This is a genomic window from Ruegeria sp. CL6, from assembly GCF_056536465.1.
The window spans coordinates 502,043-514,736 of record NZ_JBQFPR010000003.1 but is presented as its reverse complement, the minus strand read 5'-3'; the positions used below and the strand labels follow the sequence as shown (position 1 = coordinate 514,736).

Genomic DNA, 12,694 nt, shown 5'->3' with positions numbered 1-12,694 from the left:
GAACGCCAGATGGCAGTCCTCATCGACGAAAACACCAAAGTGATCTGTCAGGGCTTTACCGGCTCGCAGGGCACATTCCACTCTGAACAGGCCATCGCCTATGGCACCAAGATGGTCGGCGGCGTGACCCCCGGCAAGGGCGGGATGACACATCTTGACCTGCCCGTGTTCAACTCGGTCCACGAGGCCAAGCATGTGACCGAAGCCAACGCCTCGGTGATCTATGTTCCGCCGCCCTTTGCGGCTGACTCGATCCTCGAAGCGATTGATGCCGAGATGGAAGTGATCGTCTGCATCACCGAAGGCATCCCGGTTCTGGACATGATGAAAGTGAAGCGCGCGCTGGAAGGCTCCAAATCGCGCCTGATCGGGCCGAACTGCCCCGGTGTCATCACACCCGACGCCTGCAAGATCGGCATCATGCCCGGCCATATCCACAAGCGCGGCTCGGTCGGTGTTGTGTCGCGTTCGGGTACCCTGACCTATGAGGCCGTCAAGCAGACCACCGATGTGGGTCTGGGCCAGTCCACCTGTGTGGGCATCGGCGGCGACCCGATCAAAGGCACCGAGCATATCGACGTGCTGGAATGGTTCCTGGCCGATGACGAAACCCACTCGATCATCATGATCGGTGAGATCGGTGGCTCGGCCGAAGAAGAAGCCGCGCAGTTCCTGGCGGATGAGGCCAAGAAGGGCCGCAAAAAGCCGGTTGCGGGCTTCATCGCAGGCCGCACAGCCCCTCCGGGCCGTCGCATGGGCCACGCTGGTGCAATCGTCGCTGGCGGCAAAGGTGGTGCAGAAGACAAGATCGAAGCCATGCGCTCGGCCGGTATCGTTGTGGCAGAAAGCCCCGCGACGCTGGGTGAGGCCGTGCTGGAAGCGATTGGTTAAAGCAGCGGCTTAGCCGTCTACTTTGAGAGGAACGTAGAACATGACCTTTGGTGAGGCTGTAAAAACGTGTTTCTCCAAGTTCTTCACCTTCTCGGGCCGCGCCTCGCGGCCCGAGTACTGGTTCTTTTTCCTGTTCATCGTGATCTGGAACATCATCGCCGGGATCATTGACTGGCAGTTCTTTACTCAGGTCACGACGACGGAAACGGACACGACGAAATCCGTCGCTGCTACCTCAAGCCAGCCGGTGCAGTCGATCGTCAGCGCAATCGTCTTTTTCCCGCATCTGGCCGTCGCATGGCGTCGGATGCACGATACCGGGCGCAGCGGACTTTACGCGCTGCTGCCGATCCTGCTGATCCTCGGAGCCGCCGCGGTTCTGATTTTTGGCATTGGTCTGGCGTCCAGTTTCCAACATGGCGGCAACCTGGACATCCTGTTTACCCGCGCCACTTTGCTGGTCGTTGTTCCGACACTGCTGGTTCTGGTGGTGTCGCCCCTCCTGGTGCTGTGGTGGCTGACCCGCCCCAGTCAGCCGGGCACAAATCAATACGGTCCCAACCCCTATGAGGTAACCCAATGACCGAACACTCGCCCAACTCTGCCTTTCATGCCTCAAGCTTTATGCAAGGGCATAATGCCGAATACCTAGAGCAGCTTTATGCCCAGTACACAAAAGACCCCAGCGCGGTAGACGCGGCCTGGGCCGAGTTCTTCAAGGCCATGGGCGACGCCACACCGGACGTCCAGAAAGAAGCCGAAGGGCCGTCATGGGCGCGGACTGACTGGCCTCCGATGCCGGCGGATGATCTGACCGGTGCCCTGACGGGGGAATGGGCCGAGATTGACGCAAAAGCAGCGGGTAAAAAGATCAAGGATAAGGCAGCCGCCAAAGGCGTTGAGGTCAGCGGCGACCAGATCAAACGCGCTGTTCTGGACAGTTTGCGGGCACTGATGCTGATCCGGGCTTATCGGATCCGGGGCCATCTGGCCGCCAATCTGGATCCGTTGGGGATGCGGGCTGCCAGCACCCACCCTGAACTGGACCCCAAGACCTATGGCTTTACCGAAGCCGACATGGACCGGCCGATCTTTATCGACAACGTACTGGGCCTGCAGATGGCCTCAATGCGGCAGATCGTCGATATCGTAAAGCGGACGTATTGCGGCACTTTCGCGCTGCAGTACATGCATATCTCCGATCCCGAACAGGCCGCGTGGCTGAAGGAACGGATCGAAGGCTATGGCAAGGAAATCGCCTTTACCAAGGAAGGCCGTAAGGCGATCCTGAACAAGATGGTCGAGGCCGAGGGCTTCGAGAAATTCCTGCACGTCAAATACATGGGCACCAAGCGGTTCGGTCTGGACGGGGGTGAGGCTCTGATCCCCGCGATGGAACAGATCATCAAGCGCGGCGGCGCCTTGGGCATCAAGGACATCGTCATTGGGATGCCGCACCGGGGCCGTCTGAACATTCTGGCCAACGTGATGCGCAAACCGTATCGCGCCATCTTCAACGAATTTCAGGGCGGCAGCTTCAAGCCCGAAGACGTGGATGGATCGGGCGACGTGAAGTACCACCTCGGTGCCTCCAGCGACCGCGAGTTTGACGGCAACAGTGTACACCTGTCGCTGACCGCCAACCCCTCACATCTTGAGGCGGTGAACCCGGTGGTACTGGGCAAGGTCCGCGCCAAGCAGGACCAGTTGAAAGACACTGAACGCACCGCAGTGATGGGCATCCTGCTGCACGGCGACGCGGCCTTTGCCGGTCAGGGTGTGGTGGCCGAAGGGTTCGGCCTGTCAGGTCTGCGCGGTCACAAGACCGGCGGCACCATGCATATCGTGGTAAACAACCAGATCGGCTTTACCACCGCGCCGCATTTCAGCCGCTCCAGCCCGTATCCGACGGATATTGCGCTGATGGTCGAAGCACCGATCTTCCACGTGAACGGCGACGACCCCGAGGCCGTGGTCCACGCCGCCAAGGTCGCGACTGAGTTCCGCCAGAAGTTCCACAAGGACGTGGTCATCGACATCTTCTGCTATCGCCGGTTCGGTCACAACGAGGGCGATGAGCCCATGTTCACCAACCCGATCATGTACAAGAAGATCAAGACGCATAAGACCACGCTGTCTCTGTATACCGAGCGTCTGGTCAAGGACGGCCTGATCCCCGAGGGCGAGATCGAGGACATGAAAGCCGCGTTCCAGGCTCATCTGAACGATGAGTTTGACGCCGGAAAGGACTACAAACCCAACAAGGCCGATTGGCTGGACGGGCGCTGGTCGCATCTGGACAAGAACAAGGAAGAATATGTGCGCGGTGATACCGCGATCAAACCCGAGACGATGGCAGAGATCGGAAACGCTCTGACCCACGCGCCTGCGGATATCGCAGTTCACAAGACGGTGGCGCGTCTGCTCGATCACAAGAAACAGATGTTCGATACCGGCAAGGGCTTCGACTGGGCAACGGGTGAGGCGCTGGCCTTCGGGTCGCTGCTGACCGAAGGTTATCCGGTGCGCCTGTCCGGTCAGGACGCGACGCGCGGCACATTCAGCCAGCGTCACTCTGGCTTTGTGCATCAGGAGACCGAGGAACGGTACTATCCGCTGAACAATATCCGCGCCGGCCAGTCGCATTACGAAGTGATCGACTCGATGCTGTCCGAATACGCGGTGCTGGGCTTTGAATACGGTTACTCTCTGGCCGAACCCAACGCCCTGACCCTGTGGGAGGCGCAGTTTGGCGATTTTGCCAACGGCGCACAGATCATGTTCGACCAGTTCATCAGCTCGGGTGAATCGAAATGGCTGCGGATGTCCGGGCTGGTGACGCTGCTGCCGCACGGGTTTGAAGGTCAGGGGCCGGAACACTCGTCCGCGCGTCTGGAACGGTTCCTGCAAATGTGCGGTCAGGACAACTGGATCGTGGCGAACTGTACGACGCCTGCGAACTATTTCCACATCCTGCGCCGTCAGTTGCACCGGACCTTCCGCAAACCGCTGATCCTTGTGACGCCGAAATCATTGCTGCGCCACAAGCTGGCGGTCAGCACGGCCGAGGATTTCACCACCGGGTCCAGCTTCCACCGGGTGCTGTGGGATGATGCGCAACAGGGGAATTCCGATACCAAGCTGGTCGCTGACAACAAGATCAAACGGGTCGTTCTGTGTTCCGGCAAGGTCTACTACGACCTGTTAGAGGAACGCGACGCACGCGGTATCGACGATGTCTATCTGCTGCGGATCGAACAGTACTATCCCTTCCCTGCGCATTCGCTGATCAACGAGCTTGAGCGCTTTAAAGGGGCCGAGATGGTCTGGTGTCAGGAAGAACCCAAGAACCAAGGGGCCTGGACCTTTATCGAACCGAATATCGAATGGGTTCTGACCCGTATCGGAGCCAAGCACACACGGCCACGCTATGTCGGCCGCGCAACGTCGGCCTCGCCCGCGACGGGTCTGGCCAGCCAACACAAAGCCCAACAAGAAGCGCTGGTGAACGAAGCGCTGAGCATTGAAGGAAAATAAGCAATGTCCATTGAAGTTCGTGTTCCCACGCTGGGCGAGTCGGTCACCGAGGCAACAGTTGCAACCTGGTTCAAGAAACCGGGCGACGCAGTGGCTGTGGATGAGATGCTGTGCGAGTTGGAGACCGACAAGGTCACCGTCGAAGTGCCCGCACCCGCAGCCGGTGTGATGGGAGAGATCGTCGCCGCCGAAGGTGAAACCGTTGGTGTTGACGCTCTGCTGGCGACAATCGCAGCTGGCGAAGGCGCGGCCCCGGCTCCGGCGGCGGACGAAAGCCCTGCGGCCGAGGCCCCGGCGGCAAGCGCAGCCAGCGTTGACGTAATGGTCCCCACGCTAGGCGAATCCGTGACCGAAGCAACGGTGTCCACTTGGTTCAAACAGGTCGGCGAAAGCGTCGCGCAGGACGAAATGCTGTGTGAGCTTGAAACCGACAAAGTCTCGGTCGAGGTTCCGGCCCCGGCAGCGGGCGTGCTGGCCGAAATCACCGCCCCCGAGGGCACCACTGTGGATGCCTCGGCCAAGCTGGCCGTGATCTCGGGCGCAGGCGCTGTTGCGGCTCCGGCGGCTGCTCCGGCAGCGGCGGCCCCTGCGGCTGCGGCCACGGGCAAGGACGTATCCAACGCGCCCTCGGCTGAGAAAGCGATGGCGCAGGCCGGCCTGTCGGCGGATCAGGTCACCGGCACAGGCCGTGACGGTCGCATCATGAAAGAGGACGTGGCCCGCGCCGTGGCAACCGCTGCGGCCCCCGCACCTGCCGCCGCTCCGGCTCCGGCCCCTGCGCCGCGCGCCCCCGTGGCTGCCGATGACGCCGCGCGCGAGGAACGGGTCAAGATGACCCGCCTGCGCCAGACCATCGCCAAGCGCCTGAAAGACAGCCAGAACACCGCCGCCATGCTGACCACCTATAACGAGGTGGACATGACCGAGGTGATGGCCCTGCGCAGCCAGTACAAGGACCAGTTCGAGAAGAAGCACGGCGTGCGTCTGGGCTTTATGTCCTTCTTCACCAAAGCCTGCTGCCACGCGCTGAAAGAAGTCCCCGAGGTAAATGCCGAGATTGACGGCACCGACATCGTCTATAAGAACTTTGTCCATATGGGCGTGGCCGCTGGTACTCCTACAGGTTTGGTGGTTCCGGTGATCCGCGATGCCGACAGCATGTCCTTTGCCGATATCGAAAAAGCCATCGCCGAAAAGGGCAAGCGCGCCCGCGACGGCAAGCTTTCGATGGCGGAAATGCAGGGCGGCACGTTCACCATCTCGAACGGCGGTGTCTACGGCTCGCTGATGTCGTCGCCGATCCTGAACCCCCCGCAATCGGGTATTCTGGGGATGCACAAAATCCAGGATCGCCCGATGGCCATCAACGGTCAGGTCGTGATCCGTCCGATGATGTATCTGGCGCTGTCCTATGACCACCGGATCGTTGACGGCAAAGGCGCGGTGACGTTCCTTGTTCGTGTGAAAGAGGCGCTGGAAGATCCGCGCCGTCTGTTGATGGATCTGTAATCATGGCAACTCATGTATTGTGGCAGGCTGACGTAGCGGACTTTGATGTCTGGCTGAAAGTCTTCCGCGAAGACCAAAAAATGCGAGAGGCCGCGGGAATCCGCGACCTCCACATCTGGAAGGACCCAGATCAGAAAGACCACGCAGTTGCGTTGTTTGAAATCACGGATCTGGAGCGCGCTCAGGACTTTATTGAATCTGAGGAACTGGCCATGCATCACGAGCGTGGCGGGGTTGCCCATATCAAAGTAAAAATTCTGACACCGGTCTGACTATTCCCGGGTGCGCCATCCCGCGATGGCCGCCCGATTCAAGTTTAACTCCTCAGGTTCTAGGAGAATAAAATGGCAAACTATGATGTCATCGTTATTGGCGCCGGTCCCGGCGGGTATGTCTGTGCGATCCGCTGCGCTCAACTCGGTCTGAAAACCGCCGTTGTCGAAGGACGTGAGACACTGGGCGGCACCTGCCTGAATGTGGGCTGTATCCCGTCGAAGGCACTGTTGCACGCATCTCACCAGCTTCACGAAGCCGAGCACAACTTTGCCAAGATGGGCCTCAAGGGGAAAAGCCCCTCGGTCGATTGGAAGCAGATGCAGGCGTACAAGGACGAGGTGATCGACGGCAACACCAAGGGCATCGAGTTTCTGTTCAAGAAGAACAAGATCGACTGGCTGAAAGGCTGGGGCTCGATCCCCGCCGCAGGTCAGGTCAAGGTCGGGGACGAGGTCCACGAGGCCAAGAATATCATCATCGCTTCGGGGTCCGAGCCGTCTTCGTTGCCGGGTGTCGAAATAGACGAGAAGGTCGTTGTGACCTCGACCGGCGCGCTGTCGCTGGGCAAGATCCCGAAAAAGATGGTCGTGATTGGTGCGGGTGTGATCGGGTTGGAGCTTGGCTCGGTCTATCAGCGTCTGGGCGCCGAGGTGACGGTGATCGAATTCCTCGACGTGATCACGCCGGGCATGGACCCCGAGGTGCAAAAGACCTTCCAGCGTATTCTCAAGAAGCAGGGCCTGAAATTCGTCATGGGTGCGGCGGTGCAAAAGACCGAAGCCACCAAGACCAAAGCCAAGGTCACCTACAAGCTGCGCAAAGATGACAGCGAGCATGTGATCGACGCCGATACGGTGCTGGTCGCCACCGGGCGCAAGCCGTTCTCGGACGGGCTGGGGCTTGAGGCGTTGGGTGTTGAGATGACTCCGCGCGGTCAGATCAAGGTTGGTGCCGACTGGCAAACCAACGTGCCGGGGATCTACGCCATTGGCGATGTGATCGAAGGCCCGATGCTGGCGCACAAGGCCGAGGATGAAGGCATGGCCGCCGCCGAACAGGTTGCAGGCAAGCATGGCCATGTGAACTACGGCGTCATTCCGGGTGTGATCTACACTTGGCCCGAGGTCGCCAATGTCGGCGAAACCGAAGCCACGCTGAAAGAGGCTGGACGCGCCTACAAGGTTGGCAAATTCATGTTCATGGGCAATGGCCGCGCCAAGGCGAACTTTGCTGCCGACGGCTTCGTCAAAATTCTGGCCGACAAGGACACCGACCGTATTCTGGGCGCGCATATTATTGGCCCTGCTGCCGGTGACCTGATCCACGAAGTCTGCGTCGCGATGGAGTTCGGCGCATCGGCCGAAGACCTGGCCCTGACCTGCCACGCTCACCCAACCTACTCTGAGGCCGTGCGCGAGGCTGCGCTGGCCTGCGGAGACGGCCCGATCCATAGCTAAACACCAAAGGCGCGACGCAACGTCTGTGCGTCGCGCCTAGGTCAAACCAATCTGCTTTACTCGGCAGGTTCGTTGCTTTGTGTCTGTCCAGGCGTGTTTTCGACCTGACGCTTCCGACGCAGCAGACCCCAGGCGTCTCGGAATGGAACGAAATACAGCTTCATGCATGTGTTCAATTCGTGGCCATTGTCTTTTTCGGTCACGCCAAATTTCACGTCCCTATTGTCTTTGGGCATGACATAGGTGTCGAAAAGGACATCCCAAACCGGAAACATGAAAGCAAAGTTCTTGTCCAAATGATCCGGATGACAACTGTGATGCACATGGTGATGGGCCGGGGACCGGAAGACCTTGGACCAGACACCCGGCCAACGCAGCCAGATATGGGAATGCCGTAAGTTGTATCCCACGGCATTGAACAAGAACATCAATAGTGGCACGCCAAGAACAACCGGAATGTTCGGGTGGTAGCCCAGTACTCGAAAGGTAAAACCGGTTACGGCTCCACCCCCTAGGCCGACCGCCAGATAATAAAACATGTTGTCTATCGGGTGCTCGCGAAAATTCGAGATGGGATGCATGACCTCAGCGCTGTGATGCACCTTGTGGAATTGCCAAAGCAATGGAATCTTGTGTTGCAGGTAGTGGAAATAAAACGCAATAAAATCAGTAACTAAAAACAGCACACACATATATACAATAGTGATAGCCGCGCCGACCCAACCGGTCAGGTGTTTTCCCTCCTCGGCAGTTTGGGGGTCGAATCCCCCGCTAGCCCAGTAGTATGAAACCGCAGCAGATCCCGCCAGAAGACCCAGCATAAGAAAATGTCCGATCAACATATGGAAAAAGAAATATCGCACATCCAACCAAGCCGATGGATGCTTCCATACTTTTTTGGGAAATAAGAACCCGAGAAAGGTTTTCTCGCCTTCAACTTCTGAGGAAGTACGGCGCTTTCGGGCATATATCCAAAAGGCGATTAATAAAGATGTCGCCAAATATAAGAAATATATCCGGTTGCCGGGATCAAGCGGATATAAAAGCACACTCTTCGCGTGATCGAGGAAAGCGTTCCAATAAGACTGCAACTGCTGCATCCAAACCTCCGGTTCAGCTTATCCTATTCTAGCGCTATGAATTGTCTACCCGTGTGGCAATTCCGTGAAAAAGTGTAGACCCTTCACCACATCGTCTTGGCGGCGCGCGGACCCCATTCCGCATCATACTGTGCACCGCCTTCCTCGCCTTTTGACGCCTCGGCCAGGATTTCACCGACGGATGGCAGCCCGGTACTTTCGTCCCCGCTGGTCCATGCCCCTGCGCGCATCAATGCGCGGGCGCATTGCGTGTATATCTCTGCAATTTCAATCACGATCACAGTCGCAGGACGACGGCCAAGTTTTTCAAACCGGTCCCGCAAGCGTTCATCCACCGTCAGACGCGCGTGGCCGTTCACACGGACGACATTGTTGGACCCCGGCACCAGAAACATCAGGGAAACACGCGGGTCGCGCACGATGTTGCGCAGACTGTCCAGCCGGTTGTTGCCCCTCCAGTCGGGCATCGCCAGCGTCCTGTTGTCCAGTTCCATCACCACCGGCCCATCATCGCCGCGCGGACTTCCGTCCACCCCTTCAGGGCCAACCGTGCTGAGGATGCACAAGCGCGACGCCATGATCCATTTTCGGTATAACGGTGTAAGCTGGGCCGCCACTTTGCGCAGGGACGGCGCTCTGGGCGTGCCATAGAGACTCTCGAGTGTTTCGATGTCCTCAATGAACTCCATCAGGATCAAACCCCACTTCCCGCATTAACGCGTTCGAGCGGCTCTCGATCACATCTTCCAGCCGTTCAAGAAACGCCTCGCGCGCGACGCCCGGTTCGATCGGCTCAAGAAAATCGACAATCGCCAATCCGGGTTTTCGCATGATCCCCGTTCGAGGCCAAAAGACCCCCGCGTTTGTTGCTGCAGGGACGCAGGTGAAACCCAACCCTTCGTACAGCACCGCCGTACCCACCTTGTATGGCTTTTGCACACCCGGAGCCACCCGCGTGCCCTGCGGGTAGATGACAAGCTGACCGGGTTCTGCGAATTCGGTTGCGACATCCTTGACCATCTTGGCCACAGCCGCGCCCCTTTTACCGCGATCCACGGGGATACAACCGAGCCGACGCGCATAAAGACCAATTATCGGCGTCCAGAGCAGTTCCCGCTTCATGATAAACTTCCCATGCGGGACAGCGTTGAAGATGATCATGATATCCAGGAAAGACTGGTGTTTGGCCCCGATCACCACCTCATCCACGGGCACTGCACCCCGGACTTCGCAGCGGATACCCACCATCCAACGCGCCATCCACATCGTTGATCGAGCGTAAATCTTGCACGCTTGCAGCGCGCCGCGCTTGGCGAAAAGGGCATAGGGCGCGAAAACAACACCCAGGACAAGCATCCAAGTGTAGATCACGATCATGAAGATCAAAGACCGAACCCATTGCAATGCTGCGGTCATCATGAAAGCTCCGTCAGTTTACGGGTTGCGGCGCTCCAGGTGGCCAGAAACGCGACGGCGGCGCCCAGTACGGGGATCATAGCTGGCAAAAACCAGCCAAGCCCCTGAAATCCAAGCCCGGTCAAAAAGCCCCCTTCGTCCGAGGCTTCGGGTAAAAGCAGCACCCCCGTCATACCTAACAATACCCCGACCACAGCCCCAAAAAAGGCCCGATAGGTAAACCGGCGAACAAAGGCGTTTGCGATGAACCGGTCGCGTGCTCCAACTAGGCGCAGCACTTCTATGATCTGTGCGTTTGCGGCAAGCGACGCATTGGCGGCCAAGGTGATCATTGCGGCCGTAGCTCCGCCGATCAGTAGAATGGACACCCACCCCAGCCGTCTCAACGATGTCGCCGCATCGACCAGAGGTTCACGCCAGCGGGTGTGGTCGTCAAGAACTGCGCCCGGCACCTCAGCCCCAAGTCGCAGGCGTAGACCGGCGGCATCCAGCCCCGGCGCGCCCTCGATGATTTCGATCAGCTGCGGGACGGGTAGCGTGTCCAACGGAAGATCGGGGCCAAACCAAGGGGACAAAAGGGCCAGTTGTTCTTCCGAAGTCAAAGCGCGGGCCGAAGCAACGCCGGGCGTTTGCAACAAAACAGTCAGCGCGGCCTCGGTCTGTGCGGCAAGCTGATCGGACGGCGCGTTGATGCGCAGCGTGGCAGCCCCCGCCAGTTCGGTTGCCCAGCGATCCGCCAACCTGCCGGATGCCAGCGACAGGGCCAAGGCGAAAACTGCAAGAAAAGCCATCGCGCCAGACACGAACAGTGTCAGTTGAGCCGTGTATCCCGTGGGTGGCACAACCCGATCCGCGCGTTTGTCACGCTGAAGCAGGTTCCGAATGGTGCCCTCACTCATAGGTCCGCCCCCGCCAGTTGTACTTGTCGTTGCGAAATGCGCAGCACCCGCGCCTGTACCTGACTTTTAGCTGCCCGGATCAGGCTTAGGTCATGGGTGGCGATCAGAACCGTCTTTCCCATCCTGTTCAACTCGACCAACAGGCGCAACAGACGCTGCGACATGTCCCAGTCCACGTTCCCGGTCGGTTCGTCCGCCAGAACCACATCGGGCGACAGGATAACCGCGCGGGCCAATGCCGCGCGCTGACGCTCACCGCCGGACAACTCAGGAGGAGCCGCGTCCTGTCGGGCGCCCAATCCGACCCAGTTCAGCAGTTCGGCCAAGTCTTCCTGCTGCGCGGATTCGGCGCGACCGGACACCATCAGCGGCAGGGCCACATTCTCGGCCAGCGTCATGTGATCCAGAAACCGGCAATCCTGATGTACAACACCGATCCGACGGCGCAGCAGGGCCATTTGGTCCCGATCCAAACCCGCGACATCCTGCTCGAACGCGCAAAGCCGCCCCGAGGTCGGCAACAACGCCCCGTAGCAGAGTTTGAGCAACGTCGTCTTGCCAGCCCCCGAAGGGCCGGTCAGAAAATGAAACGATCCGGGATGCAGCCGAAGGGATACATCGCTCAGCAAAGCTCCACCACCATAGGTATAGCTGACATTTTCCAGCTCGATCACCGGCGCCCCCGTTTTTGCTGCTGCTCTTCTTGCCCGAGCACAGTCGCGGTTTCAATGCCTGTACCGGGTCGATTTGGTGACACTTGCGGCGCGAAACCGAAAACACCCTTTGCTGTCTGGTCTTAACGGAATATCATTCCTGAAAAAACTACTATCAGGTCAATACTATGGCCGGGAGGCAGCATGCGTCTTACATGTCCGAATTGCGGTGCCCAATATGAGGTTCCAGACGAGGTCATCCCCGAACAGGGGCGTGACGTGCAGTGCTCCAACTGTGAAAAAACCTGGTTTCAGGAAAAACAGCCAAATCCTGCAACCTCACCCGACGTGGCAGAACCTGACGCGGACGTGGTCGAAGACACGCCAACACCGCCCGCACCCGAACCGCAGCCAACCAAAACCGAGTCCAAACCAGCAGAAGCTGCAACAACTGGCAATGTGGACCCGGCTGTCGCCAACATCCTGAAAGAAGAAGCTGCGCGCGAGGCCAGTTTGCGCGCGAAAGAAGCCGAAAGCCTCGAAACGCAACCCGATCTGGCGCTGGACCCGCCTCCGCAGCCAGAGCTTGATCAGGCGGTCAAGGATCTGACAACCGCCGAAACGACCGAGGATTCAGAAGAACAGGGTACGTTGCCGGATGTCGAGGCGATAAATTCCTCTCTGCGCAGCGACGAACCAGCCCCGAAGAAAAAGAAGAAGAAAAAGAAAGAAGAAGTCGAGCTGCTTCCGCGCAAGTCCAGCGGAGGGTTCCGGCGTGGATTCCTGTTGATGGTGATCATCGGCGCGGTCCTGTTCCTGATCTATGGCAACGCGCAAAGGATATCCGAAGCTGTGCCTCAGGCTGATCCGGTACTGGACAGCTACGTCACCCTGATCGATCAGGCGCGTGTGTGGCTGGAAGCGCAGACCAATTCCATCCCTCCGCAAAACTGATC

At 58.9% G+C, this 12,694-nt stretch carries 12 protein-coding genes; 7 read left to right on the top strand and 5 right to left on the bottom strand.

Annotated elements, in window-relative coordinates:
• Window positions 1–9 precede the first annotated feature (9 nt).
• The 6 genes from sucD (at window position 10) to lpdA (ending at window position 7,670) form a co-directional block, all read left to right on the top strand.
• Window positions 10–891 (top strand): succinate--CoA ligase subunit alpha, encoded by an 882-nt coding sequence (sucD, locus tag ACR0LH_RS12135; RefSeq protein WP_170353524.1) that lies wholly within the window; start codon window positions 10–12, stop codon window positions 889–891.
• Window positions 892–931: 40 nt separating this feature from the next.
• The gene (locus ACR0LH_RS12130) at window positions 932–1,474 is read left to right on the top strand and encodes a DUF805 domain-containing protein (protein WP_480721144.1); all 543 of its coding nucleotides are present in this window, start codon (window positions 932–934) and stop codon (window positions 1,472–1,474) included.
• A complete protein-coding gene (locus ACR0LH_RS12125; protein WP_480721142.1) occupies window positions 1,471–4,428 on the top strand; it encodes a 2-oxoglutarate dehydrogenase E1 component in 2,958 nt (985 codons plus the stop codon). The genes ACR0LH_RS12130 and ACR0LH_RS12125 overlap by 4 nt, the downstream gene beginning before the upstream one ends.
• A gap of 3 nt (window positions 4,429–4,431) precedes the next feature.
• Entirely contained in the window at window positions 4,432–5,937 is a 1,506-nt protein-coding gene (gene odhB / locus ACR0LH_RS12120) for a 2-oxoglutarate dehydrogenase complex dihydrolipoyllysine-residue succinyltransferase (protein WP_480721141.1), read from the top strand.
• A gap of 2 nt (window positions 5,938–5,939) precedes the next feature.
• Window positions 5,940–6,209 carry a hypothetical protein gene (locus ACR0LH_RS12115; RefSeq protein WP_170414993.1) on the top strand — a complete coding sequence of 90 codons (270 nt, stop codon included), beginning with the start codon at window positions 5,940–5,942 and terminating at the stop codon, window positions 6,207–6,209.
• A gap of 72 nt (window positions 6,210–6,281) precedes the next feature.
• Complete coding sequence (gene lpdA / locus ACR0LH_RS12110; RefSeq protein ID WP_480721140.1) at window positions 6,282–7,670, top strand: dihydrolipoyl dehydrogenase; 1,389 nt, start codon at window positions 6,282–6,284, stop codon at window positions 7,668–7,670.
• Window positions 7,671–7,726: 56 nt separating this feature from the next.
• Here the strand turns inward: lpdA and ACR0LH_RS12105 are convergent, their stop codons facing one another.
• From ACR0LH_RS12105 to ACR0LH_RS12085, 5 genes are all read right to left on the bottom strand, one after another.
• Window positions 7,727–8,770, bottom strand: a complete 1,044-nt coding sequence (locus ACR0LH_RS12105; RefSeq protein WP_480721139.1) for a sterol desaturase family protein — start codon at window positions 8,768–8,770, stop codon at window positions 7,727–7,729.
• An 83-nt stretch (window positions 8,771–8,853) separates the two neighbouring features.
• Entirely contained in the window at window positions 8,854–9,459 is a 606-nt protein-coding gene (locus ACR0LH_RS12100; RefSeq protein ID WP_480721138.1) for a pyridoxamine 5'-phosphate oxidase family protein, read from the bottom strand.
• Window positions 9,446–10,186: a lysophospholipid acyltransferase family protein gene (locus ACR0LH_RS12095; protein WP_480721171.1), complete on the bottom strand. Its 741-nt coding sequence runs from the start codon at window positions 10,184–10,186 to the stop codon at window positions 9,446–9,448. Before ACR0LH_RS12095 ends, ACR0LH_RS12100 begins: the two co-directional genes overlap by 14 nt.
• Window positions 10,186–11,085, bottom strand: a complete 900-nt coding sequence (locus tag ACR0LH_RS12090) for a cell division protein FtsX (protein ID WP_480721137.1) — start codon at window positions 11,083–11,085, stop codon at window positions 10,186–10,188. The genes ACR0LH_RS12095 and ACR0LH_RS12090 overlap by 1 nt, the downstream gene beginning before the upstream one ends.
• Entirely contained in the window at window positions 11,082–11,759 is a 678-nt protein-coding gene (locus ACR0LH_RS12085; RefSeq protein WP_170485095.1) for an ATP-binding cassette domain-containing protein, read from the bottom strand. The genes ACR0LH_RS12090 and ACR0LH_RS12085 overlap by 4 nt, the downstream gene beginning before the upstream one ends.
• 183 nt (window positions 11,760–11,942) lie before the next feature.
• On the opposite strand from ACR0LH_RS12085, the gene ACR0LH_RS12080 reads away from it, so the two are divergent.
• Window positions 11,943–12,692: a zinc-ribbon domain-containing protein gene (locus tag ACR0LH_RS12080; protein WP_480721136.1), complete on the top strand. Its 750-nt coding sequence runs from the start codon at window positions 11,943–11,945 to the stop codon at window positions 12,690–12,692.
• Window positions 12,693–12,694: the final 2 nt, after the last annotated feature.

Coding starts and splice junctions, on each gene's coding strand:
- lpdA (WP_480721140.1), top strand. CDS start 6,282: ATGGCAAACTATGATGTCATCGTTATTGGCGCCGGTCCCGGCGGGTAT.
- odhB (WP_480721141.1), top strand. CDS start 4,432: ATGTCCATTGAAGTTCGTGTTCCCACGCTGGGCGAGTCGGTCACCGAG.
- ACR0LH_RS12125 (WP_480721142.1), top strand. CDS start 1,471: ATGACCGAACACTCGCCCAACTCTGCCTTTCATGCCTCAAGCTTTATG.
- ACR0LH_RS12095 (WP_480721171.1), bottom strand. CDS start 10,186: ATGACCGCAGCATTGCAATGGGTTCGGTCTTTGATCTTCATGATCGTG.
- ACR0LH_RS12090 (WP_480721137.1), bottom strand. CDS start 11,085: ATGAGTGAGGGCACCATTCGGAACCTGCTTCAGCGTGACAAACGCGCG.
- ACR0LH_RS12105 (WP_480721139.1), bottom strand. CDS start 8,770: ATGCAGCAGTTGCAGTCTTATTGGAACGCTTTCCTCGATCACGCGAAG.
- sucD (WP_170353524.1), top strand. CDS start 10: ATGGCAGTCCTCATCGACGAAAACACCAAAGTGATCTGTCAGGGCTTT.
- ACR0LH_RS12080 (WP_480721136.1), top strand. CDS start 11,943: ATGCGTCTTACATGTCCGAATTGCGGTGCCCAATATGAGGTTCCAGAC.
- ACR0LH_RS12115 (WP_170414993.1), top strand. CDS start 5,940: ATGGCAACTCATGTATTGTGGCAGGCTGACGTAGCGGACTTTGATGTC.
- ACR0LH_RS12130 (WP_480721144.1), top strand. CDS start 932: ATGACCTTTGGTGAGGCTGTAAAAACGTGTTTCTCCAAGTTCTTCACC.
- ACR0LH_RS12100 (WP_480721138.1), bottom strand. CDS start 9,459: ATGGAGTTCATTGAGGACATCGAAACACTCGAGAGTCTCTATGGCACG.